General features: G+C 40.2%; 28 protein-coding genes. All 28 read right to left on the bottom strand.

Features of this window, described 5'->3' with window-relative positions; all coding sequences use genetic code 11:
• Positions 1-25: 25 nt before the first annotated feature.
• Complete coding sequence (locus LS67_RS06610) at positions 26-3,100, bottom strand: efflux RND transporter permease subunit (RefSeq protein ID WP_138109648.1); 3,075 nt, start codon at positions 3,098-3,100, stop codon at positions 26-28.
• Positions 3,100-3,795, bottom strand: a complete 696-nt coding sequence (locus LS67_RS06605) for an efflux RND transporter periplasmic adaptor subunit (protein ID WP_034326428.1) — start codon at positions 3,793-3,795, stop codon at positions 3,100-3,102. The genes LS67_RS06610 and LS67_RS06605 overlap by 1 nt, the downstream gene beginning before the upstream one ends.
• Before the next feature lie 18 nt (positions 3,796-3,813).
• Complete coding sequence (locus LS67_RS06600) at positions 3,814-5,178, bottom strand: TolC family protein (protein WP_034326430.1); 1,365 nt, start codon at positions 5,176-5,178, stop codon at positions 3,814-3,816.
• 102 nt (positions 5,179-5,280) lie between these two features.
• Complete coding sequence (fdhD, locus tag LS67_RS06595; protein WP_034326433.1) at positions 5,281-6,063, bottom strand: formate dehydrogenase accessory sulfurtransferase FdhD; 783 nt, start codon at positions 6,061-6,063, stop codon at positions 5,281-5,283.
• 25 nt (positions 6,064-6,088) lie between these two features.
• Positions 6,089-7,066, bottom strand: a complete 978-nt coding sequence (locus LS67_RS06590) for a formate dehydrogenase subunit gamma (RefSeq protein ID WP_034326435.1) — start codon at positions 7,064-7,066, stop codon at positions 6,089-6,091.
• A gap of 9 nt (positions 7,067-7,075) precedes the next feature.
• A complete protein-coding gene (gene fdh3B, locus LS67_RS06585; RefSeq protein WP_034326437.1) occupies positions 7,076-7,705 on the bottom strand; it encodes a formate dehydrogenase FDH3 subunit beta in 630 nt (209 codons plus the stop codon).
• An 11-nt stretch (positions 7,706-7,716) separates the two neighbouring features.
• Positions 7,717-10,551: a molybdopterin-dependent oxidoreductase gene (locus LS67_RS06580; RefSeq protein WP_081953912.1), complete on the bottom strand. Its 2,835-nt coding sequence runs from the start codon at positions 10,549-10,551 to the stop codon at positions 7,717-7,719.
• A gap of 19 nt (positions 10,552-10,570) precedes the next feature.
• On the bottom strand, positions 10,571-10,786 hold the full coding sequence (locus LS67_RS06570; RefSeq protein WP_034326444.1) for a twin-arginine translocation signal domain-containing protein: 216 nt from the start codon (positions 10,784-10,786) through the stop codon (positions 10,571-10,573).
• Positions 10,787-10,879: 93 nt separating this feature from the next.
• On the bottom strand, positions 10,880-11,566 hold the full coding sequence (locus tag LS67_RS06565) for a molecular chaperone TorD family protein (RefSeq protein WP_034326446.1): 687 nt from the start codon (positions 11,564-11,566) through the stop codon (positions 10,880-10,882).
• A complete protein-coding gene (locus LS67_RS06560) occupies positions 11,563-13,098 on the bottom strand; it encodes a 4Fe-4S dicluster domain-containing protein (protein WP_052099841.1) in 1,536 nt (511 codons plus the stop codon). The genes LS67_RS06565 and LS67_RS06560 overlap by 4 nt, the downstream gene beginning before the upstream one ends.
• 152 nt (positions 13,099-13,250) lie before the next feature.
• Positions 13,251-13,841 (bottom strand): anthranilate synthase component II, encoded by a 591-nt coding sequence (locus LS67_RS06555; RefSeq protein ID WP_034326448.1) that lies wholly within the window; start codon positions 13,839-13,841, stop codon positions 13,251-13,253.
• Between the two features lie 7 nt (positions 13,842-13,848).
• The gene (locus tag LS67_RS06550; protein WP_034326451.1) at positions 13,849-15,702 is read right to left on the bottom strand and encodes a bifunctional chorismate-binding protein/class IV aminotransferase; all 1,854 of its coding nucleotides are present in this window, start codon (positions 15,700-15,702) and stop codon (positions 13,849-13,851) included.
• Between the two features lie 55 nt (positions 15,703-15,757).
• The gene (locus LS67_RS06545; protein WP_034326453.1) at positions 15,758-16,252 is read right to left on the bottom strand and encodes a hypothetical protein; all 495 of its coding nucleotides are present in this window, start codon (positions 16,250-16,252) and stop codon (positions 15,758-15,760) included.
• A gap of 1 nt (position 16,253) precedes the next feature.
• Positions 16,254-17,327 (bottom strand): ankyrin repeat domain-containing protein, encoded by a 1,074-nt coding sequence (locus LS67_RS06540; RefSeq protein ID WP_034326455.1) that lies wholly within the window; start codon positions 17,325-17,327, stop codon positions 16,254-16,256.
• Positions 17,328-17,480: 153 nt separating this feature from the next.
• Complete coding sequence (gene rplQ / locus LS67_RS06535) at positions 17,481-17,831, bottom strand: 50S ribosomal protein L17 (RefSeq protein WP_034326458.1); 351 nt, start codon at positions 17,829-17,831, stop codon at positions 17,481-17,483.
• Positions 17,832-17,845: 14 nt separating this feature from the next.
• Positions 17,846-18,850: a DNA-directed RNA polymerase subunit alpha gene (locus LS67_RS06530; RefSeq protein WP_034326460.1), complete on the bottom strand. Its 1,005-nt coding sequence runs from the start codon at positions 18,848-18,850 to the stop codon at positions 17,846-17,848.
• A gap of 19 nt (positions 18,851-18,869) precedes the next feature.
• Complete coding sequence (rpsD, locus tag LS67_RS06525; protein WP_034326462.1) at positions 18,870-19,496, bottom strand: 30S ribosomal protein S4; 627 nt, start codon at positions 19,494-19,496, stop codon at positions 18,870-18,872.
• 11 nt (positions 19,497-19,507) lie between these two features.
• On the bottom strand, positions 19,508-19,900 hold the full coding sequence (gene rpsK / locus LS67_RS06520) for a 30S ribosomal protein S11 (protein ID WP_034326465.1): 393 nt from the start codon (positions 19,898-19,900) through the stop codon (positions 19,508-19,510).
• An 11-nt stretch (positions 19,901-19,911) separates the two neighbouring features.
• Positions 19,912-20,274: a 30S ribosomal protein S13 gene (rpsM, locus tag LS67_RS06515; RefSeq protein ID WP_034326467.1), complete on the bottom strand. Its 363-nt coding sequence runs from the start codon at positions 20,272-20,274 to the stop codon at positions 19,912-19,914.
• 3 nt (positions 20,275-20,277) lie between these two features.
• The gene (gene rpmJ, locus LS67_RS06510; RefSeq protein WP_002956266.1) at positions 20,278-20,391 is read right to left on the bottom strand and encodes a 50S ribosomal protein L36; all 114 of its coding nucleotides are present in this window, start codon (positions 20,389-20,391) and stop codon (positions 20,278-20,280) included.
• Between the two features lie 90 nt (positions 20,392-20,481).
• The gene (infA, locus tag LS67_RS06505; RefSeq protein WP_011116239.1) at positions 20,482-20,700 is read right to left on the bottom strand and encodes a translation initiation factor IF-1; all 219 of its coding nucleotides are present in this window, start codon (positions 20,698-20,700) and stop codon (positions 20,482-20,484) included.
• The gene (map, locus tag LS67_RS06500; RefSeq protein WP_034326473.1) at positions 20,701-21,462 is read right to left on the bottom strand and encodes a type I methionyl aminopeptidase; all 762 of its coding nucleotides are present in this window, start codon (positions 21,460-21,462) and stop codon (positions 20,701-20,703) included. It lies immediately after the preceding gene.
• A gap of 2 nt (positions 21,463-21,464) precedes the next feature.
• Positions 21,465-22,715 carry a preprotein translocase subunit SecY gene (gene secY / locus LS67_RS06495; RefSeq protein WP_034326476.1) on the bottom strand — a complete coding sequence of 417 codons (1,251 nt, stop codon included), beginning with the start codon at positions 22,713-22,715 and terminating at the stop codon, positions 21,465-21,467.
• Positions 22,715-23,113: a 50S ribosomal protein L15 gene (gene rplO, locus LS67_RS06490; protein ID WP_034326479.1), complete on the bottom strand. Its 399-nt coding sequence runs from the start codon at positions 23,111-23,113 to the stop codon at positions 22,715-22,717. Before rplO ends, secY begins: the two co-directional genes overlap by 1 nt.
• A gap of 9 nt (positions 23,114-23,122) precedes the next feature.
• Positions 23,123-23,563: a 30S ribosomal protein S5 gene (gene rpsE / locus LS67_RS06485; RefSeq protein WP_034326482.1), complete on the bottom strand. Its 441-nt coding sequence runs from the start codon at positions 23,561-23,563 to the stop codon at positions 23,123-23,125.
• A gap of 12 nt (positions 23,564-23,575) precedes the next feature.
• The gene (gene rplR, locus LS67_RS06480) at positions 23,576-23,932 is read right to left on the bottom strand and encodes a 50S ribosomal protein L18 (protein WP_034326486.1); all 357 of its coding nucleotides are present in this window, start codon (positions 23,930-23,932) and stop codon (positions 23,576-23,578) included.
• Between the two features lie 9 nt (positions 23,933-23,941).
• Positions 23,942-24,478, bottom strand: coding sequence for a 50S ribosomal protein L6 (gene rplF, locus LS67_RS06475; RefSeq protein WP_034326489.1), 537 nt, complete (start codon positions 24,476-24,478; stop codon positions 23,942-23,944).
• Positions 24,479-24,487: 9 nt separating this feature from the next.
• Positions 24,488-24,883, bottom strand: coding sequence for a 30S ribosomal protein S8 (gene rpsH / locus LS67_RS06470; RefSeq protein WP_034326492.1), 396 nt, complete (start codon positions 24,881-24,883; stop codon positions 24,488-24,490).

Below are 24,883 nucleotides of genomic sequence, written 5' to 3'. Positions count from 1 at the left end.
CGTTTTGGCTAGATTCAAAAAATCGTTAGAATTTATCCTCTGCTTTAGGTTTATAGAATTTTTGCAACCAGTCGTCCAATGGCGCGATTGTGCGATAAATTGCGGGCACAATAAGCAAACTCAAAAACATTGAAAACAGCAATCCGCCAATAATACAAATTCCCATAGGCGATTTCATACCCGCTCCAGAGCCTGTAGAAATAGCTAGAGGTATCATACCAAAAACCATAGCAATCGTTGTCATAAGAATAGGACGCAAACGCGATTCTCCAGCTAAAATAAGAGCCTCATCAGTGCTATATCCTTCTTTGCGCTTTTCGTTTGCTACATCAATAAGCAAAGTAGCATTCTTACCTACTAATCCCATTAGAATCATAAGTCCCATAAGCGAAAACATACTAAAAGGCTGCTGCACAACAAAAAGTGCGATAAATGCTCCAGCAAAACTAAAAGGCAAAGTCATCATAATGACAACAGGCTGCAAGAAACTCTCATAAAGCGCGGCAAGGATAAGGTAAATCAACACAATTGCTGTTAAAACTGCGATAAGAAAAGCTATCATCATCTCCTGTGCATTTTCAGCTTCACCTTGTAGCCTAAAAGTAGCACCCGGCTCGAGCCATTCATTTTGTTTTTGGGCTGTTACACTCATCATATCACCCAAAGAAATACCAGAATTTTTTACAGGATACGCATATACCGTAACGCTCCGTTGTCTATCAAAACGAGAAATAACTGAAGGGGCAGAGGTATGTTCTATTTCTACAAGCCCCTCTACAAACATCAAATCACCATTTCGATTTTTCACCTGCAATTTTTTAATATCATTGAGCGAGATTCTATCATTATCAGGTGCTCGGATAGTAATGTCGTATTCCTTACCCCTATCTTTATAATACCCGACAATCGCCTCACCAGAAAATGCTCCTCGCACTACATTCCCAATATCTTGAGCACTTACTCCATATCTATCAGCATTAGCACGAAGCACTTTAAGACGATATTCGGGCAAATCATCTGATGTATTAAGGTGGATATTAGTAACCTTGCCCGCCAATGTTGGGTCAGTTTTTAAAAGATTGATGAGATTATCCTTTGTTTTTTTCAGTGTCTCACCATCGGGTGCAAGAATTGCCACTTGATAAGGAGAATTATCTCCTCCACCAAAATCTGATACTTCAGATGTAGAAATCACAAATTCTTTCCCCACTTCACTTGCTTTAAGCTGTTCTCCTATATCAGCCATAATCTTAAATTGTGATTCTTTATTTGCGCGCTCTTTTTTTGGCTTCAACCTCGCATAAATCTGTGCCTTAAAAATCGTTTTTTGCGCGTCATAGCCTATTTGCAAAGTCGTAAAGTCAATATCACTATGTGCCATTACAATGTTTTGCAACTCGTTTGTTTTTTCCTTCATTGCACTCATACTCGTGCCCGGCTTAGTCTCCATAAACACCTGAAACTCACTCTTATCATCTGGGATAATAAACTCCATACCAAGCTTTGCCAAAAGCGTGAGTGAGAGAAAAAATATCGCCACAATGCCTATAATCACTTTGATTCTATTGCGAAGCACGAAAGCAAGTGTATTGATATAATAGGTATCAAGCTTTTTGAAAAATGGCTCTGTGCGATAATAGAATTTAGAGTGTTTAGGATTCACAACGATAGACGAAACCATTGGAATGATTGTAATCACAACGATATACGAGATACCAATCGCAGCAGCCACGGTTATACCAAAGCTTTGGAAGAATCTCCCCACGATTCCGCTCATACTTCCCACAGGGATAAATACTGATAAAAGCATTGCTGAAATAGCAATGAGTGCAAAACCGATTTCGCGCACACCCTCATAAGCCGCCTCACGCTTACGCATTCCGTATTCAAGTTTCTTATGGATATTCTCAATTACCACAATCGCATCATCAATGATAATCCCAATCGCAAGAGCTACTGCAAGAAGAGTAAGCATATTTAAAGAGAATCCAAAAAAATTCATTAATGCAAAAGTCCCAAAAATAGAAATAGGAATACTAATGGCTGATACGAGCGTAATAGTCGCACTTCGTAAGAAGATAAAAACCACAGATACAGCCAAAAATACGCCAAGAAGCACATCAAATTCCACTGAAGAAATGGCTGCACGCACATTTTGTGTTGTATCTTTAAAGACTTTAATATCATACTCTGGGCTTATAGATTCTATTTGTGGCAGCACCTTCATCACCGCATCGGCAATGGAAATATCATTAGCGCCTGCGATTTTTTGCACTTCAAAAATCACACCGGGCGTTTTGTTAAAGGACGCAAAAGTCTTATCTTCTTCAATGCCATCTTCAATCGTAGCAATATCAGCTAATCTAATTCCCTCCGCAATACGAATATTTCCTATATCACTTACATCAGCACTTTGAGCATCGGTTGTTATAGCCCATTCACTCAATGTCCCAATGAGTTTCCCGCCATCAACTTCTAGATTCTCTAACCCTACTTTATTAGAAATATCTGTATAAGTTATACCATATTTATTAAGCATACTAGGGCTTACAAAGATTCTAATCTGTCGCTCTCTATGCCCTCTCATCTCAACGCCACCAACACCAGAGATTTTTTGCAACAATGGTTTTATATTATCTTTAGCGTGTCTCATCATTTCAGATGAAGGGACTTTATCACTTGTGAGAAATAAAGAGATAATAGGAGCGGAAGAGCTATCAAATTTATAAACTGCTGGACTTTTCACGCCAGAATCAAGCTGCACCGTGCCCACTTTATCTCGCACATCATTGACTGCATCACTTAGAGGCTTTTCAAGCTCAAATTGCACAATTACAACACTTGAATTACGTGCTGAACTTGAAGTTACTTTTTTGAGCCCATCAATACCCATAATAGCTTCTTCAATCTTATCTGTTACTTTTGTCTCTACAATCTCCGCACTTGCACCCGGATAAGCTGTGATAACTACTGCCACAGGAAAATCAATATCAGGAAAAAGTGAAGTTGGCATTTTAAATACGCCTAAGAATCCAAAAAATAAGATTGCAAAGGCGAACATTAAAGTTGAAATTGGACGAGTAATGGCAAATTTATACATTATTTTGTCCTTATATAACCATCACCAAATGTGCCTACAATTACGCCTTTTACAGGTGCTTCAGCCTTTACTTTACGCGTAGAAGTGCTAGCAGTTGGATAAATTTTACTAATCTTAGTGGTAAAACTATCCTTTTTGCCATCAATGCGGAATTCAAAAGTATCGCCTACTTTTACTTTATCAATGTATTTAAAGTCAAATTCTAGCACGAGTTTCACTTCTTTGCTGATGATTCTAAAAAGATTCGTGTTGTTTGCATTCACACCATCACCTAACTCTATGTCCTTAGAAGCAATAATTCCATCAAATGGTGCGCGCAGCTGCGTCTTACTCAACATAGCCTTTTGGTAACTATAATCAGCCTCAAGCTTTTTAAACTCCGATAGATACCTATCAATCGTATTTCTATCCACTGCCCCACCAGAGCGTTTGTAACGCTCATATTGCTTTTTGGCAAAGAGATATTGCTGCTCTGTGGAGCGCATTTGAGATTCTATATCTTGATTAAAAAGCGTGAGGAGCAAATCCCCGCTTTTTACTTCTGAATCTACATCAACAAAGATATTTGTTACAATCCCACTCGTAGCAAGACTCAAATTTGAATCCTTAATCGCCTCCGCGTTAAAAATCGCATATACATCTTCCGCCCATAAACAGCTCCACAAAAGCATACTTGCAAGTATTATTTTTTTCATCTTTTCTCCCTTATTTAACTATTGAATATGCTCTTGCAAATCTTGCCCACTATAATAAATATAATACGCCTTTTGCATTTCATAATTGTTGAGTGCTTGGTTGTAAGTAGATTCTGCTTCAAATTTCTTTGTTAAAGATTGCAGATAATCCACAAAGTTTAGAATCTGCGCATCATATTTTTTTGCCACATTCTCAAAGGCAATCGTTGCCGAGCGCAAAGCTGCTTCTGAAGCCTTGATTTTTGCCACGGCGATTTCAAGGCTCTTGCGATAAGTCCGCTCATCTTTTTTTTGCTCTTCTTTTTTATAAGCAAGCTCTTTAAGAGATTTTAAATATCCAAGTCTTGCCGCCTCATATTGCCTATAAGTTGTGAGTGCATCAAGGTGAATACTCGCATTAATCATAATTTGATTCTGATTGAGCGGAAATTGACGAGACAAAAATGGAAGCATTTCGTCTAAGCCTCCCATAGAAGTATCTTTAAGAGTAATCGCCCCAGCCTTTTTAATATCGCTATTTATCACATAAGTATCGCTAATACTTATAATAGGCAAATAATTGATTTGTCTTGCTTGAAACTGCGCACTTAAGGCTTGGAAATTGAGCATATTCAAATCGTGGCGATTTTCATCAAGTTTGAAAAGCGGTGTTTTGATAGTAGCGCGCTCAAGCTCCTGCACCTCTGTATTCGCAAGGAGTGAGAGCATAAGTTTATTTTTTTCAATCTCTAGATTGATGTTTTCAATATCGTGCTCGGTAGCAAGCAGCTCCGCGCGCAAAGATTCTACATCATCAATAGTCGTAAGCCCAGAGCGAAAAAGCCTCTCCACGCGCTCAATATTTGTTTGAAGCTGAATACGTTTTTGATCGAGGCTTAAGAGCTGTGCGCGATTTGTAAAATAACCATAATACTGCTCAACCACATTTAAAAAAAGTTGGTCTTTTGTGCTTTCCCTATCTTCAATACTTGCACGATAAAGAGAGCCTTTTTCACGCACTTTATTATAAGTCTTAAACCCGCTAAACACTTCCCAGCTTCCCTTTATGCTTCCTGTATATGTTTTAAGGCGCATACTTGGATTATCTGTATCTTGGTATTGATATGCTCCATCAAGTGTGGGTAAAAATTCGCCATAAGCAGCTCTTTTTGACGCTTGAGCCTGTAAAATTGCTAAATCTTTGGCTTCAAGATTGTAATTTTTTCTTGCTCCTTCAAGCAAATCTGTTAGTGTAAAAACTCTCCCCACAGATTCAGTATTTTCGCCTCTTTGCTGCGTTGTAAAGCCTTGAGTAGATGTAGAATCCTGTAAACTAAAAGAATTTTCATATCCTTGCGCATTTAAAAGAGAGAAAAATCCTAACATAAGGACAATTCTTTTCATAAACCATACTCCTTAAATAATGATAAACGGATTGAGGGCGATATTCTAGCTCACTTTTGTAAATGTTGCATATGCAACTATATCAAAAATATGGCTTAAAAATTAATGAATAATGCGTGAAGGGTGTGTATAAATATTAAAGGTATCGCCTCGTGCAAAACCCACAAGCGTAACGCCCAAAGTCTGTGCGGACTTAATCCCTAAATGCGTGGTAGCCGAGCGAGAAATCACAATGGGTATATCACTCATTGCCGCCTTAATCACCATTTCCATAGAAAGCCGCCCACTGACAATAAGAATTGCCTCACTCATATCAACTTTGCTTAGCCTCGCTTGACCAATAACCTTATCAATCGCATTATGTCGCCCCACATCCTCGCTGATAAACTCGCGCTCACACACAAGCATTGCCTTATGTGTGCAACCTGTTTGATTAAAAAGTGCAGTTTTTTTATTGAATCTATCAAGTAGGGCAAATACGCTTTGCGCGCTAATCCGCATAGGAGAGGAAATATATTTTTGTGTAATCTCGCCATCAAAATTTGCGCTCACACCCACACAACAGCCGGTGGTAAGTGTTTTTTCCTTATGGAGATGAGAGAGCTTGTCCTCTCGTATATGAGCGCGCATATGCACACTTAAGCCGTCTTTGGCTACTTCAAGCGAGATAATATCATCAACACAATCTAACACACCCTCACCCATCAAAAAGCCCACAAAATGCGCATCTTGAGCATTTGGTAAGCTCATTACTGACAAGAGCTTGTTGCCATTAAGGTAGAAAGCTATGCGTTGCTCTTCAACAACCAAATCTCGCGTATCACTAAAGGATTGGGCATCTTTATGCACTTTTACCATACGCATTTTATGCATAAAATCGCCCATACTTCCCCTAACACATATACAAAAATTAATGCGAAAGACGCATAGAATCTAGTCTGCCTTGGCTTTGCAATTCTTTGTAATAAAGACTATGGAGCATTGAGACTTCTTCTTCGCCCATTTTGCCATTAATGATTGATTCCAAAGCACCCTCAATAGCAAAGACAGCCATATAAATATGTGTAATCAGCAATGCGATGATTAAAAAGCCCACAAAATTATGCATAAGAGCCATAAGACGCAAGGTATCAATGCCTGCTGCTTGGAAAAACATAATCCCGCCTGTGATAACCATAGCTGCGCCACCAAGTGTCGCCACCCAAAACCACATTTTTTGTCCGGCATTAAACTTATGTGCTGGAATCTCACGATTGACTTTATCAAGGTAGCCGCCCATAATCATCATCCACTTGATGTCATATCCACGAGGCAGACAATCTTTTACCCACATCAAAAACATTAATGTGCCAAATACAGCAAAAAAGATTGTTGCTAAGCCGTGAATATCACGTGCAAAGCGTATGAGCCAACCGCCACCAAGCTTATCACCAAACACCATCATTAGCCCACTAAGACAAATCATCACAAAAGGCACAGCCGCGCACCAATGCACGATGATATTGTATTTGCTAAAAACAAGCAAAAAGCTTTTATGCGAATAATGACGTTGCCCTATCATCTTATAATGCCCATAAAACGCCATAGGCACGAAAATAATAACAAGCAAGAAAATAAGCGCGAAATAATGCCCTTGCACGAGCGTGAAGATTTCACCAAGCCCCTTCGAGTTGGGCGAGCCAATGCCCCATGTCTTAATTGCTGCGACTTCAGGTCCGCCATAGAGGAGCGGATTTGCCCTATCGCTTGGGGCAATGAGCGCATTATTACCACTTATGACTTCGGCATATTGCTTACCTCCCTCTTGTGGCACACTTGGATTCGCACCAAAGGCAAGGGCAGAGCTAAAGAACAAAAGGGCAAAGATTCTAAAACATATTGATTTCATAGAATCCTCCTAGTCGTTGTATGCCGTCTTCCACACATTTGGCACAGCATTAGGGATATTATCCCCCCTTGTTTGCGCACGATGCGTGATGATATTTGAAACTTCCTCGCTGCTTCCTGCTAAGAGTGCTTTTGTAGAACACATACTCGCACACATTGGCACTTTACCTTCTGCGATTCTATTTTGTCCATAGAGATGATATTCTTCCTCGCTATTTGTTTCCTCGGGACCACCCGCGCAGAAAGTGCATTTATCCATTGCGCCCCTTGAACCAAATACGCCATTTTTGGGGAATTGTGGTGCGCCAAAAGGACAAGCATAGAGGCAGTAGCCACAGCCTATGCAGGTTTTTTTATCGTGCAAAACAATGCCATCAGCACGAATATAGAAGCAATCCACAGGGCACACTTGCGCACAAGGCGCATCGGCGCAGTGCATACACGCAATAGACACGGCAGTTTCTTTGCCAACAACGCCTTCGTTTAACATAATCACTCTTCGGCGGTTGACACCCACAGGCAAATGATGTGCTTCTTTACAAGCGACATCACAACCGTGGCATTCAATACAGCGATTTGTATCGCAATAAAACTTGATTCTTGAAAAATTTTCAAGATTAGTAGGAATTGCATTACTCATTTTTTACCTCCCTACGCTTTCTCAATGCGGCACAAACCACATTTAGTTTCCGGACAAGCAGAGTTGTAGTCAAAACCATAACTTGCAATCATACACGCGGATTCACCAATCGCATAGGGCTTTGTGCCTTCTGGGTATTTATCAAGCCTTGATACACCTTGATCCATTCCCGAGAAGTTTTGTGGCAACCAAATACTATTATAATCCACACGCAACGAGAGCTTCGCAGGGACTAGAATCCTCGTATCCATTGTGCCATACACCCACACCATATCGCCATTTCTAATATTAAGCTCTGCGGCTTTATCAGGGTGAATCTCCATAAACATCTCGCCCTCAACTTCAGCAAGATATTTCGCACTTCGTGTCTCTGCACCTGTCCCCATATGCGCCACAAGTCGTCCTGTGAGCATATTGACAGGAAATTCATCAACCCAGTTTTTGTTCTCGCCCAATTCTTTTTGACGTGAGCGGTATTTGATGTTTGCACGGAAATGATTTGGCTTGTCAGGAAAATTGGGATATTTATCGACCAAATCGCCTCGCACGGAGTGCAATGGCTCTCTATGCAATGGAATCTTGTCATACCAATTCCACACATTTGCCCTTGCCTTGCCATTTCCATAAGGGCAAAGTCCCGCTTCTAGAGCTTTTTCCACCAAGATATTATTTCCAATGCCAAGCGCAAAAGTGCTGCCCTCAATCACTGCCTTTTCAGATTCTGTAAGCTTAATGCCTAAAGATTCTGCATTTGCTGCAGTTACAGGTGCATGTCCGCCACTATATTTTGCATTTGGCAAGCTTCTATTTGTGAGCATACTTTGTCCATCTGGATTTGTAACACCCCAATTCACACGGAATCCCATACCACCGCGCATCACTGGAATCGTGTCGTTATACATCACAGGAGTTCCCGGGTGCTTGTCGCTCCAGCAGGGCCACGGCAACCCATAATAATCGCCCTTAAACTCCCCTGTGCCTTCTAGCGTTACCTTATCAAATTTATGCCAATTTTCTTGGTGTGCCTTTAGTCGCTCTGGACTCATTCCCTGCAAGCCAATGCTGCGGATACTTTGGGTGAGCTCGGTAGTCGCATCTTCTGGCCACATAAATTGCTCTCTGCCCTTTTCTTTTGCGATGTCAAATAAACGTCTTTGGAATTCTTCTAAGAATCCTAGTCTTTTTGCCAAGCCAAAGAGAAATTCCTCATCAGGTCGGCATTCAAAAAGTGGCTCCATTACCTTAGAACGCCATTGATAGCTACGATTTGTCGCTGCCACAGAACCGCTTGTCTCCATTTGAGACGCCGCTGGAAGCATAAAAAGATTATCGCTTCTATCGCTATAAATAGCCAAGTCATTGACATAAGGATCGACAAACACAACCAAATCAAGCTTATCCATTGCTTTTTTCTGCAAATCAAGCAAAGAAACGGTTGTCATACCCGAGCCAATCACCACAAGTGCGCGAAGTTTGGTGCCACCATTGTTTGCGGCATTTTCTTCATCTAAAACACCAAATTTCCAAGTTGAATGCGCAAAACCTGTCTTGCCCATCATCTCTTGGTCTTTGAATCTGCCCACCATCCAATCAAAATCAACATTCCAATGCTTGCAGAAATGTCTCCACGCAGGTTCGCCAAGCCCATAATAGCCCGGGAGAGAATCCGCGAGGTTATTCATATCACTCGCACCTTGCACATTATCGTGTCCGCGCAAAATATTGACACCTCCGCCATTCTTACCAATATTGCCTAAGAACATTTGCAAAATAGGCATAATGCGTGTGTTGCTCGTGCCAACTGTGTGTTGGGTAAGCCCTTGATTCCAAATAAGACTTGCAGGTTTTGCTGCCGCCATTTCTTCAGCAATATGGCGAATTGCATCAGCTGGGATTCCGCACACATTAGCAGCCACTTCAGGTGGGAATTTTTTCGCTTCTTCCATAACCATTTCATAGCCGTCGACCCTCTCTTTGAGATATTGCTCATCATAGAGTTTTTTAGCGATGATGTGGTTGAGCAATCCATATGCAAAGGCAATATCTGTCCCGCTACGGATTCGATGAAACTCATCACATTTTGCTGCAGTTTTTGTGAATCGTGGGTCAATACATACAAGCTTCGCCCCTTGCTCTTTTGCACGCAAAATATGCACCATAGACACAGGGTGATTTACCGCTGGATTTGCACCAATCACAAGGATATATTTTGAGAACATCATATCGCCCAAATGGTTTGTCATACCACCATACCCAAATGTATTCGCCACACCGGCGACTGTAGGTGAGTGTCAAACGCGAGCGCAATGGTCTATATTGTTTGTCCCAAAAAACGCTGCAAACTTGCGGATATAGTAACTTTGCTCGTTAGAGCATTTCGCACTTCCTAAAAACATTACTGCATCAGGTCCACTTTCTTCTCTAATTTGCTTGAGTTGTGAGGCGATTTTGTCCATCATATCATCATATTTATGGCGCACCCATTTGCCTCCCTCTTTCGCAAGAGGATAGCGCAATCTTGTTTCACTTCTTGCCCTATCAATTAAATCTGCTCCTTTGCAGCAATGCCCGCCTTGAGAGATAGGGTGGTCTTGCGCCACTTCTTGTCGCACCCAAACACCATCGACAACTTCGGCTACAATGCCACAACCTACAGAACAATGGGTGCAGATTGTTTTGATTTTCTTAGACTTTGGATACCTTTCTTTTAGTTCTTGCGCACTTGCCTTTTTGACGACACTCTCGCCCTCATTTCCCAAAGCACTGCTCACACCAGCCACAGAAGCCAATGCAGAGAGCTTGAGAAACGAGCGGCGCGCATTGCGTCTATTGTTTGCCTCGCTCATTTTCGCTCCTTATTTGTTGTTATTTGGCAACAGAAAAATAACTTTGCCAATATTGTGTATCACCACGATACAAAATCTCTTGCTTCTTGCTCTTGCCCTTGATGACTTCTTTTTGTTTGTGCTCTCCAGAGCAGCCAGCCAAACTAAGAGAGCCTATCGCAACCACAGCACCACCAACCCCGGCAGTTTTTAAAAACTTACGCCTAGAGTGGTTACTCTCTTGTGTCTTAGCCATATAGCCTCCTTTGTTTTTGACTTTGGGATAAACCCATTTTAACCTTTAGTTTCTGTATAAAAGCTAAAATCGATTTACCTTAAGCATTACTCCCTATTTATCATATCCTACAAGCCCCCTCTCCACATCTAAAAAACTCTGCAAAACATAGGCAACAGGTGCATAATACATTAGCCCCTGCCTTTCTAATAGCGCATCTATCACAAAATTTCCTAGAGGTATCACAAACTCCTTTGCAAATTGCGCACTTAATGCCACATCTTGCTTATCCGCAGAGCATAAAAGATAGCGCATAAGTAAAAGTAAGAATCCCAAATGCTCCTCACTCTCTTTAAAAGTGAGATTATTAAGCCTAAAAGTGCTTTGCTTAAGAAGCGCACGAGCCTGAAGCAGTGCCTTGCCATTGAGGCAACCCTCCGTGTAATGCGAGAGATAGAGCATTATTTGAGGATTACTATAAAACACCTCGCCCTTCCCTCTCCGCTTCGGTGCAGATTCTTTCTCACTTGGCACACTAAAAGGCAAAATAAAAGTATTTGTGTATTCATCAATAATGCGCTTCAAACCATTCGCTTTTATCTCATTTTCCAAAATCTCAAAATACGCACTATCGCGCTCATCAAGCACATTTTCTTTTAAAATCATCACCTGCTTTAAAATCACATCTTCTCGCACACAAAGCAGCTCATACAAAAACAGCCCGGCAAAAAAATCATAATACAACGCCCGAGCACTCGCAACAGATTCTAAAGTATTGTTTGTTTGTGTATTGTGCGTCATACAGATACTCCATTAAACATCACTTTTACCTTGCAATCTGCGCAGCATTCTAAGCTTCTAAGCTTTGCGATATTGCCTGAAAATGCGGGTGAAAGAATATGCTTAATCTTTTCAATACTTTTGCGTGTGGCAAAAATTTGATTGCATTCCACACATCTAAAAGGCTCATCACTCGCTATCGTGGTATATTCAAAGCTTTGTGGCACAAGCTTGAGCGTGTGAGATTCTAGGCTTAAGACTTGCTCGGGGCAACTTGACACGCAATAGCCACAATCCGTGCAAAGCAAGGCTTTATGTAGCAGCTCAAAACGACTTTGATGATTGATAAGGGCTTTTGTATTACACGCCTCCACACAGCTAAGGCACAGGGTGCATTTTTGAGAATCTATGTTAAGCAATGCGCTATTTTTCATCGGCACTTCACCATAAGATTCTTGCTTTACCCAAAAGCGCAAACGCTCGGCTAAAATATCCTTGCTACTCTCATTACTCGTGGGTGTGTAGATATAATGCGTCTGCCCAATGGGCTGCAGTGCGCCTACCTCTTGTAAATCTGCAAAAGAATGGATAGCTCGTTGAAAAAAAATGCGCTCATAAATGATATTTAAAGATTCTATATCATCATTTATATGCTCACCTAATGGGCTATACAACACGATTGGCGCACCTGATTCTTGCAAAAGCGTAAGCAAATAGGTGATATTAAGCATATCCGGCACTTGTAGCACAAAGGGCAGAATCAAAGGATTATGATTTTTTAGATTCCCTAAATCATTATAAAACTCTGCCCTTTCAAATGCCTCCTGCGCGACTATAAGCGGGATAAACCCTTTATAAAGCCTCGCGCGATAAGTAAAAGATTCAAATCCGTCTCCATCACGCCATAAGCTACCTGTGGGACATACACTCACGCATTTGCCACACGCAATACAATCAATCGCTGAAAGCTCTAAGATTCTCGCACTCTTGTCGCTTGTTATGCCAATGGTTGGGCAAATATCCACACAGCTATGGCATACACTCTGCCCATTGGCAAGCGGTCGCCTCAACTGGAATTGGCAATGTGTTGGATTAAAAATGATATTCCGCTCATAGCTTTGCTCTCCGCACAAACCTAAAAGTGCTTGGAGCATTTGCTGGGCATTAGCATACATATCTGGCTTATGCACGCCTTTGCATTCGGGCAATTCAATGGGGGCAAAGCATACAATCTGCGATGTTTCAAGGCTCTCAACATCGTCATTTGCATTTTTGAATCTTAGGCTAAAAGCACCCAAATGTCCTTTTACACTCACAAAATCCTGCGGCAAAAGCTGCGAGACTTCTAACACAACAGAATCTTGATTCACACATAGCTCTAAAAATTCATCGCACAGCTCCCCATAGCCAATTACCACGCATTGAGGAGAAATGATATGAATAGAATCTTTGTGTAATGAGGCAAAATCAAGCGTGAGTTCATCACATTCACTTAGAATCTCACGCTCATTATCAGTCAAAATAGTGTGTAAAATGGATATTGCCTCTGCCATTGCCGCTTTGAAATACCTTCATAATAAGATCTAAGTGGCATTCTACAACAAATCAGCAAAAATGAAAGTATTTTTAACTAAAATATTTTTACAGAATCTATAACATATTGGTTTTTGTAGCACTCTTATGAGTTATCTCCTATCATCAAAGGCTACAACGCAAGAAAATTTTGCATTATAGCTTTTCCTTGCTCTTGCAGGATAGATTCAGGGTGGAATTGCACCCCATAGCTTTGATAATCCCTCGCTTTAAGTGCGAGAAGCACCCCACTTTCACTATATCCTAATGCCTCACACTGCCCTAATTTACTCACATAAAGCGAATGATACAAAGCAACTTTTACCCCTTGCTTGATACCTTTAAACAAAGGGTGAGGCGTGAAATAAAAATGTGCATTCTTGCCGTGCGTGGGATTTGCAAGAGAGATAACCTCACCCCCAAAGGCTTGAGCGATACATTGATGTCCCAAACAAATACCTAGAATCTTCCTCGTTGATGCAAAATGTCTAATCGCCTCCAAACAAACCCCTGATTCTAAAGGGTGGCTTGGACCCGGAGAGATGATAAGATGAACGATAGAATGCTTTTGGCAAAGCTGCTCTAACGCCGACAAAGGCGTATCATTTGGCACTACAAGAGCTTTCGCACCACATTGATTAAGCAAATACAGCACATTATAGGTAAAAGAATCATAATTATCAATGAGTAGCACTTTGGGTGCTTTGCGCCTTTGCTTATTCATTTTGCCCTCATTTTTCAAGCTGCACTTGCACTACGCCACGCACAGAATTGATGCAGTAGATTGTCTGCGCCTTTTTAAGATGTTTGCGTTTTAAAGTTTTTGCCTCTATCGCCCCGCTTTGAAGCAAGACTTGAGCCAGAGTGCCGCCAAGCAACCCGCTTTTGCGCTTTGGAGTATAGAATCTCCCCTTTATCTCAAGCACGATATTGCTTCGCGCACCCTCGCATAGCTCACCCTTTTGGTTACAATACAGCACATCAAATACCGCGCCAGATTCTATGAGTTTTACAGAATCTGCAAAATGCGCTCTGTGTGTGCTTTTGTGGCGCAAAAAGAAATTATGAGAATCTTGCCTATATGTAGAGAGAATGACAGCAGTAGAGCGATGAGGTACAAAGGGTTTGATGATAAGATTCAAACTGCCATTTGGCAAGAGGCTTAATCGCAAAATTACGCGCTCTTGTGGTATTTGTTGTTTGCAAAATGCAAAAAATGCTTGTGTTTGCTTCACACAATCTCGCTGCACTAAACTCTCAATATGTGGAAATACAAGAGGCGGAAATGCAGAATGTGGCGCATAAGATTCTTTCAAAGACGCGACAAATGAAGCAAGATAAGCATAATCAAAGCCACACTGAAGCGCGGAGTACAAAAGTCGCTCTAAATGCTCTTTTAAAAGAAAAATGCGTCCATTGTCAAAAAGCATTGTCTCAAAGAGTGCAAAAGATTCTAAAGGGGCGGCTTGTAAAAAATGCGTTTTGAGCGCAAGTTCGGCACATTCACTCTCACATACAGAATCCCACACTACCCCGCTTCCCACACCATAGCGGTAAAACTCCTCTTGTGTGGATTTAAAAAGTGTGCGAATAGGCACACAAAATGACATTTTCTTAGCAGAAATCACGCCCAATGCACCGCAATACACGCCCCTTTGGCGAGATTCTAAACTTTGGATAATCTCCATTGTCTTAAGCTTTGGCGCACCTGTAATGCTGCCACAGGGAAAAAGCGCACAGAAAATCTCGCGCAATGAAGTGTGCTTAGAGAGTTTGCCTTGCAGAGTGGAAACCATTTGATGAAGCGTGGGATAGCTCTTTATCGCACAGAGATTCTGTATATGCAAGGAATTAGGCTTAATCATCTTGCTTAAATCATTACGCAACAAATCTACAATCATCATATTTTCGCTACGATTTTTGCTATCTTGCTGCAATGCACGCTTTTGCAGAGAATCTAACTTGTGGGTTTTTACCCTTTTTATCGTGCCTTTCATTGGTTGGGCGGTGATTGTGCGATTTTTTATTTGAAAAAAAAGTTCAGGTGAAAAGCAGAGAATTTCACCAAAAGCATTTTTGATATATGCCTTATATGCGGTGTTTTGACGGGATAGAATCTCCTTAAAAAGCTGCTTGGAGCGCACTTTGGAGTAAAGCTTGAGCTCTTGGGTATAATTAATTTGATAACTCTCACCCTTTAAAATATGCTCCTTAATGCGCTTAAATGCACTCTTGTATCGTTCATTATCAAGCCCTTGTAACATAAAGAGTGAGGATTGTGCGTGATGTGTCGTGCTATGAATCTTTTTACATTTACTCCTTTGCGTGAAATATGCAAAATACAGCAGTGGCTGCTTGTGTGGGGACATTGTGGTGCTTATATGCTTGGAGAGATGAATATATGCCTTTGCCTGATAGGCTTGGAGCAGCACACCCGCTTCATAAGTCATATAACCCACAAAATAACCTTCGGGGTTAGATTTGAGGGTGGATTCTATACATTTAAATGCGCTCAAAACCCCTTGCACATCAAAGGCAATGAGCTTTCTTATAGGATTTTTATATTTAAAATTGCCATAAATCATTGCATAATGCTACCCAAAAAGCATTAAATGTTTGAAAATATTACTCCTTATTGCCCTATGATTCAAGGCTCTTTTCAAAACTCTCCAAATATTCTTTTATAGGATCTTCGCTTATCCATTCCTCTTCGCTCATTTCCTCCTCAAAATCCGCATAACCATACACCGCAGGGTCATCATAAAGCTCCATATCTCTTGTTTCTAAGATAGATTCTAATCTATCTTTTGCTTTAAAGTCCGCCTTGCTTTCATCAGGATTCAAAGCCTTAAGTGCGTTTAGAATCTCAAAGGCTTTGGCGTGATTACTTTCATATTTTTGCTTATCAAATCCTTTTTTATCATAAGGAATATAAGCAAGAGGAGAAAGTGCTATATCAAGTGCTGTGCTTAGATAGCTTTCACCCTCTTGGAAATCAAACTCCTCGTCTTGTTCCTCACTCACTACGCCATTTATATTTGCTCCCTCTTTTAAAGCCTCTTTAAAAAGTTCTACATCACTTTCATAAATCGCTTCTAAAAGTTTGTCGTCTGCTTTATTTGTTGTGTTTTGCATTTTAATCCCTCTCCACTTCTATCGATATTAAGAATGCCAAGGAAGTAGTCTTCTCAAGGGCTTTTTTATAATCCTCCCATAGCTTTTGCTCATACTCTTTACCTTTCTCTCTTTCTATTTTCCATTCCTTTTCCTTAGCCTCTCTATACTCTTTTACCTTCTCTTCACTCCCTAGTATCTCTAAAAGGCTCTTGCCTCCTGCTTTTCTTATGTATTTTTCTATCGTAGCACTTTTATCACCACAAGCATCTAAGGGTGTCTTTCCCAAACGATTAATAGCACTTGCATCGGCTCCAGCCTCAAGGAGTAATTTAACCGTGCTAGAATACGAATGATGAACAGCTATATTTAATGCAGTGTCATCATAATAGGTAGCATCTTTATACTTATCGATTCTTGCATTTATATCTTTTATCTTGCCACTTTGAATAATGAGATTTGCGAGTTTTTGTTCTTCAAAACCTATTGCGTGATGTAACATATTCTCTCCCCCAGAATCTTTTATATTAGGATCAGCTCCAAGCTCCAAGAGAAATTGCACGATTTCAAGCTGCTTTTCTCTACCTTGCTTCGTGTTGTTAAGCACAAAAGAACAACAACGATGCAAGAGTGTTTGATACCAACAATGATGAGTCGAAGTCCAATAAAATGAAGCATTGAGATTTGCACCCTTATCCACTAAGAGTGAGCAGAGTTTTTTTATATCCTCTAGTTCCATCTTACAATGATACAAATCGTGGAGTAGAATATTTAAATATTTTTTATCGTGGATAAATTGTAAAATAAACTCATAATATTCATAAGAAAATTGACGAAAAAATAGAAAATGAGCCATTGTGCGACAATACGCAGTTTCATCTAAAATAGCCTCTCGTGGATCTTTGCCTTTTAAAGGTTCTAAGAAATATACCCTTTCCATATCCTCATTTTTTACATATTCTTGCCATTCTTTAAAAAACTCATCTTCTGCAGTGCGCTTAATCTCACGATTAGAAAACCTTTCAAAAAACCATTGAAGCATAGGATTTGCTTGGATTTCCTCATAAGTTACGAATTTTTCTTGTGTATGTGTCATTTAAACTCCTTGCTGTAATAGTGTGAATGCTTGGGTATTTTGAGATTTATAATTGCGAATATCAAAACTAGAATCTAAAGTGATAGAAAACTTGAAGCGAAATTAAGATTTTATGAAAGCTATGGAGGCTATGCCCCCATATTGTTTATCATACTATACCAATTCAATGATTGCCATTTGTGAAGCATCGCCTCGGCGCAGTCGTGTGCGTTGGATTCTTGTATATCCGCCATTGCGTGAAGCATATTTAGGAGTTATTTCTGTAACAAGCTTTTTTGTAGCTGTCTTATCTTGTAGATAAGCAAATACATAGCGATGAGCGTTTAAATCTCCGCTACGAGCTGCTGTGATAAGCTTTTCGATATAGCTTTGCAATTCTTTTGCCTTAAAAATACCTGTTTCAATCTTGCCGTGTGTGATGAGGGCGATAGCAAGATTCTTTAATAATGCCTTGCGATGTGCTGATGTGCGCCCTAATTTCCTATATCCGTGTCTATGTCTCATTTTGCTCTCCCTAACTAATTATTTTTTATCTTGGTTAATTTGCGACTAAGAAGCTGCAAAATATCATCAGCAACCTCTCCACCAACAGGATAGCCAAGCTCCTCTAGCTTATCTGCAATCTCATCATAAGATTTTTTACCCATATTTTTGATGTTTTTAAGCTCATTTTCACTCATCATCACAAGCTCACCCACATATTTTAAACCAGACCTATCAAGGCAATTAAAACAACGCGCACTAAGATTAAGCGTGTCTATTTTAATCATCAAAGTCTTAAGTTCTCCAGAATTTTCAGCAATATTTTTCACACCACTAGAGGCAACGCTCAAATCCACGCCAAAAACGCTCATTTGCTTATGCATTACAGATATGGCTTCTTTGAAGGCTGTGATAGGCTCAATTTGTCCGTCCGTCTCAATATCAAAGATAATCTTTTCATAGTTTGGATTATCTTCTACAAGCATATTTTCAATCTCATACACTACTTTTTTTACAGGTGTAAAATACGCATCAAGCGGTATATAATCCTCCGCTATTTTGCCACGAATACTCTCACTTGGTACATAGCCTATACCCTTTTGCACGATGAGCGAAAAGCTAATAGAAGCATTTTCGTTAATCGTTGCTAGATACGCATCAGCATTTACAATACTTACCATATCATTAGCTAACTCTCCGGCATTGAGCACCATTGGACCCTTAAAATCGTAATGTAACTGCACATTATCGAGTTCCTTATCTTTGATAAGAAAGCGGATATTTTTAAGATTACTAATGAAATGCGACACATCTTCGACAATCCCTCTAACAGAATCAAACTCGTGTGCCACACCCTGAATCTTAAGCGCAGTTGGCGCATAGCCCACAGAGCTTGAAAGCAATAGTCTGCGAATGGGGTGAGCCAAAGTAATAGCATAGCCAGATTCAAAAGGATAAGCACTAATCTTGATTCTGTTTGCTGAAATTTCTTCAGTGCTTATATCCGTAGGGACATAAGGTTCGATTTTAATCATATTCATCGTGTTACCATCCTTATTTTTACTTAGAATAAAGCTCAACTATCAGTCTTTCCTCGATTGGTATCACTACTTCCTCTCTTTGTGGAAAACGAGTAAAAATACCAAATTTCTTTTCCTTATCTACATCGACCCAAGGCACTATACCTGTTTGTGCAGTTAAATCAAGCGCACGAACCACTTGAGGATTATTCTTGCTTTTTTCTTTGACTTCAATTTTTTGACCGGGCTTTACAATATATGAAGGAATATCCACACGTTTGCCATTAACAAGAATATGTCCGTGTGTTACAAGCTGTCGTGCAAATCGCCGCGTTGTAGCAAAGCCCATACGATACACAACATTATCAAGTCTTTGTTCAATAATACGCACAAGATTTTCACCCGTATTACCTTCTTGACGATTTGCTTCTCTAAAAAGCGCACGGAATTGCTTTTCATTCACCCCATACATAATTTTAGCTTTTTGTTTCTCACGCAACTGCAAACCATATTCCGAAATCTTGCCTCTTTTTTGCCCGTGCTGCCCTGGTCCATAAGGACGCTTATCAAGCGCACTCTTACCTGCCAATCTCCTCTCACCTTTTAGTGCAAGAGAGACGCCAAATCGTCTTTCTAATTTTTCAACTGGTCCTCTATATCGTGCCATTTATCACTCCCCTATACTCTTCTTCTTTTTGGCGGTCTGCAACCATTGTGCGGCAATGGTGTAATATCTTTTAGCCAAAGCACCTTAATGCCCTCAATCGCACCTACACTTTTCACAGCAGTTTCTCGCCCACTTCCGGGTCCTTGCACCTTGATACCCACCTCTTTAATGCCACATTCTTTTGCTTTTTCCATTGCTGCTTCTACTGCTTGTTGAGCTGCATAAGGAGTAGATTTTTTGCTTCCTTTAAATCCCAAGCCACCAGCAGTAGCCCAGCACAACACATTACCCATTTCATCAGTTACGGTTACATTTGTGTTGTTGAATGAGGCAGAGATACACACAACACCGCGTGCAATATTTTTCTTTGCGCCTTTCTTTTTTGTTACGCTCTTTTTTGCCATTTACCTACTCCTTATTTGCTACCAACTGTTTTCTTCTTGCCTTTACGCGTGCGAGCATTATTTTTTGTTGTTTGTCCTCGAACAGGCAATCCCTTTCTATGTCGCAAACCGCGATAACTTCCTAAATCCATTAGTGCCTTAATATCCATTGTTACTTTCTTTCTAAGGTCTCCCTCGACCATATAGCCTTCTTGAATCTTTTTTGCAATAGATGAGACTTCATCTTCGCTGAGATCAAAAACTCGCTTATCAAAAGAAATATTTACAGCCTTTAGGATATCCCTTGAGCTTTTAAGCCCAATACCATAAATATAAGTAAGAGCATACTCTACTCTTTTCTTTTTTGGCAAATCTACACCAGCAATTCTAGCCATTTTCTATCCTTGTCTTTGTTTATGTTTTGGGGTTGAGCAAATCACTCGCACCACACCTTTGCGCTTGATAACTTTGCATTTATCACACATTTTTTTGACCGAAGGTCGCACTTTCATACCTACTCCTTTTATGCTTTCTAACTTTTTTGAGTTAAAACTGCGGATTTTACAAAAAAAAAATTTAAAAACTACTTACAAATCACAAATTTATTTATGCCTATAAGTAATTCTCCCCTTATCTAAACTATAAGGAGTCAGCTCGATTTTTACCATATCGCCGGGCAAAATCTTGATATAGTGCATACGCATTTTGCCAGCTATATGGCAAAGCACGATATGCCCATTTTCAAGCTGCACGCGAAAAGTCGCATTTGGCAAAGCTTCGATGACTTTGCCATCAACTTCAATCACATCATCTTTTGCCATTTAATCTACCTCCGTTAGAATCTCTGCCTTGCCATTCACAACAGCAATCGTATGCTCATAATGACTACCATTTAAGCCATCTTTTGCTACGACAGACCAATTATCCTTAAGAATTACCGGCTCTCCGTCAGTATGGGCAATCATCGGTTCTAGACAAAAAACCATACCCTCTTGTATCTTTGGACCTTGTTTTGGATTGGCAGATTCCAAATAGTTTGGAATCTCTGGTTCCTCGTGTGGTGCTCTGCCTATGCCGTGCCCACAAAATCCTTTCAAAGGCTCAAAACCCCTACTCACAATCGCCCTTTCAAGCACAGAGCTTAGCTCTTTGAAACGCATACCCACACGCACTTGCGAGATGGCTTCATATAAAGAATCTTTAGCACACTTTATCAAAGCCTCATCACTCTTTTTGATTTCTCCAATCCCAATTGTAATAGCCGCATCACCATACCAGCCACCATACTCCACGCCTATATCAATTCCCACAATATCACCACTTTTAAGTTTATAATCCGTGGGGATTCCGTGAATAATCACTTCATTGACAGAGGTGCAAATAGATTTTGGAAAACCATAGAGCTGATAGAAAGCTGCTCTCCCGCCTTGAGAAACGATAAAATCATTTGCCATACTATCAAGCTCCAACAATGAAACACCCTCTTTTGCGTGTTTAGCTAAAAGATTCAATGTTTGGGCAACAATTTGATTTGGTATGCGCAAAGATTCTATGTCTTTTTTACTCTTAATGCTAATCGCCATATTTAAAGCCCTACGGCACTTAGCGTTTGATATTTACTCATATATACTTGAGCTTCAATACGTCTCATCGTATCAATAGCCACCTGCACAACAATCAGTACGGCTGTCCCACCAAAGTAAAAAGGGACACCTGTAAATTTCACAAGCACCCACGGAAGCGTAGATACAAGTGCCAAATAGAGCGCACCCCAAAATGTGAGATTGCTCGCTACATTATTAAGGAAATTCGATGTGCCCTCACCCGGACGCAATCCCGGTATGAATCCACCCTGCCTTTTGAGATTATCCGCAATATCCTTAGAGTTAAAAACAATAGAGGCATAAAAATACGCAAAGAATACTACCAAGATAAACATCAACGCATTATATGTGTAACCATCTGGTCTTAAAATATCTGCGATGCTTTGAATGATTGTGTTTGATGACGCCTGCAATATAGTGGAGGGGAACACGAGCAAAGCAGATGCAAAAATAGGCGGAATCACACCACTCAAGTTAAGCTTCACAGGAATGTAATTCATAATACGCTTATTTTGATTTTGCATAATCACCTTACGCGCGTAAGAAACAGGTATGCGTCTTTCGGCTAATTCAATATAGATAATAACACCAACTGTGATAATAATTACAGCAAGGAGCACAAGGAGCATAAAGACATTAAGCTGTCCTGTATTGACTAGATTAAAGGTTTTACCTATACTTGATGGAATCCCGGAGACAATACCAGCAAAGATAATGAGGCTGATACCATTACCAATACCCCTTTGGGTGATTTGCTCACCAATCCACATAAGCAACATCGTGCCTGTAAGCATTGAAAATACAGATACAGCAATAAAGAGATTCAAATCAATCTTAATCGCTCCATTACTCATACTATTAAGCCCAATACTCACGCTCACTGCCTGAATAATCGTAATGGCAATAGTTACATAACGCACGATTTGCATATATTTTTGCATACCATCACGTTCTTTTTTCATTTTAGCAAGATTGGGGAAAGTCGCAGCAAGAAGCTCCATAATAATGGAAGCAGTGATGTAAGGCATAATGCCAAGTGAGATGATACTAAATCTCTCTACTGCATTGCCACTAAACATATTAAATAAGCCTAGCGCATTGTTTGCATTATCATCAATAAATGATTTAATAAGCCCAACATCTACGCCCGGCACCGGCACATACGCTAAAATTCTATACGCAAATAAAAAAGCAAGAGTGATAAGAATCTTATTTACAATGCTTTTTGTCATTATTTGTTTCCGCTTGTTGTGATATTAGAATCTTTGATTTTAGATACTAAACCTTTCGCCTTTGAACCGATAAGCTTTACTCGAGTCGCATTCTTTGGGATACTAAAATGAGCGCGTAAAACCTCTACATTGATTTCAGCAAGAGAATCAAAAACCTTTGCTTTATCTACATTAATCACAATAGGCTTTTCCACGCGCGAAGTGAATCCCACCTTTGGCAAACGTCTTTGAAGCGGTTGCTGTCCGCCCTCAAATCCTCTTTTTGCTTTATAACCTGTGCGGGCAGTTTGCCCTTTTCCACCTCTCGTAGAAGTCTTGCCCATACCGCTACCTTGACCCCTACCCACGCGTTTAATATCCTTTGTGCTTCCCTCTGCAGGTTTAATCTTTTCTAGCATAGCCACTCCTTAGGCTTTGATTTTAGCGAGTGCATCAATCGTTGCGCGCACTACATTGTAAGGATTATTCGAACCAAGCGATTTTGTCAAAATATCCTTGATTCCAGCAAGTTCAATCACAGGACGCGTAGAACCACCAGCAATCACACCTGTTCCCTCACTCGCAGGTTTTAAGAGAATCTTGCTCGCATTGTATTTATACTCAATGTCGTGGGCAATAGTTGTGCCTTTAATATTGACTTTAATGATATTCTTAAACGCATCATCAATAGCCTTTTTAATCGCATCTGGCACTTCTTTTGCCTTGCCAAGCCCAAAACCTACAAGCCCATTCTTATTGCCTACCACAACAAGCGCATTAAATCTAAATCTGCGCCCACCTTTAACAACCTTTGTAACCCTACCAATATTCACAACAACTTCGCTAAATTCTTCTCTATTAATTTCCATAAATATCCTTTATTATAACTTTATGCCATTTTCACGCAAAGTATCGGCAAATGCCGCTACAACGCCGTGGTAAAGGTATCCATTTCTATCAAACACCACTTCTGTAACATTAGCCTTTTTAAGGGCATTAACAAATTCACTTGCAATTTTCTTTGCGTCCTCTTTGTTGTTTCCCAAACCAAGCTTTTTACCATCAACACTTGCAAGGGTTACACCAATCTCATCATTAATCGCTTGAGCATAAAAATACTTATTTGACTTAAACACACTCACGCGCGGTTTATGTGCCACTCCGTAGATATTACCCCTTGTGCGTAGCTTTCTCTTTGTCTTAAGAAGCTGTTTTTGCTTTAATACTTTTTCTGTCATAGCACACCCTTACTTTTTAGAAGTCTTGCCTGCTTTACGCAAGATTGTTTCATCGCTATATTTAATCCCTTTACCCTTATATGGTTCTGGTGGTCTAAACTCGCGAATTTCAGCCGCAATCTGCCCTACTTGTTGCTTATCAGCGCCTTTAATTGTGATTGTATTCTTATCTACACTCATCTCAATGCCCGCAGGGATAGGATAAATCACAGGGTGAGAAAATCCTAGAGCCATTTCAAGATTCTTGCCACTCACACTTGCTTTGTAACCAACACCATTAATCTCAAGCACTTTTGTGAATCCTTGAGACAAACCAATCACAATATTATTCGCCAATGCACGATAAGTTCCCCAATATGCACGAGACTGCGCTTGAGAATCAATACATTCAAAGCTTAACGTATCACCTTGTAAATCAATCTTAACACGTCCGTGCGTTTCAAGCTCTTTTTGCTCTTTAGCACCCTTAAACACAACTTTACTCCCTTGTAAAGAGACTTCAACACCCTTTGGGATATTAATAGGTTTTTTTCCAACTCTTGACATATCTTTCTCCTACCATATACTGCAAAGTGCTTCGCCACCGACATTAGCGCGATACGCATCATCATTAGAAATCACACCTTTGCTCGTGCTTACCACTATCGTGCCATAGCCATTTTTAAAACGTTTTAGCTCATTTCTACCCTTATATACACGTCTTCCGGGTTTGCTAATGCGCTTAATCTCACTAATCGCGCTTTTACCGCGCTCATCATAAGCAAGCTGCACCATAATAGATTGTTTGCCATCTTTATCATTAACCTTATAATCCTTAATAAAACCCTTTGCCTTAAATACTTCTAGCACAGATACGACAATCTTTGCGTAATACAATGTAGTAACCTCTAGTCTCCTCATAGAAGCATTACGAATACGCGTCAAAGAATCTGCAATAATATCATTTACCAT

The sequence above is a fragment of the Helicobacter sp. MIT 03-1616 genome (genome assembly GCF_000765685.2).
GTDB lineage: Bacteria > Campylobacterota > Campylobacteria > Campylobacterales > Helicobacteraceae > Helicobacter_C > Helicobacter_C typhlonius.
Note: the sequence above shows the minus strand (reverse complement) of the source record. Positions and strands in the feature narration are given on the sequence as shown.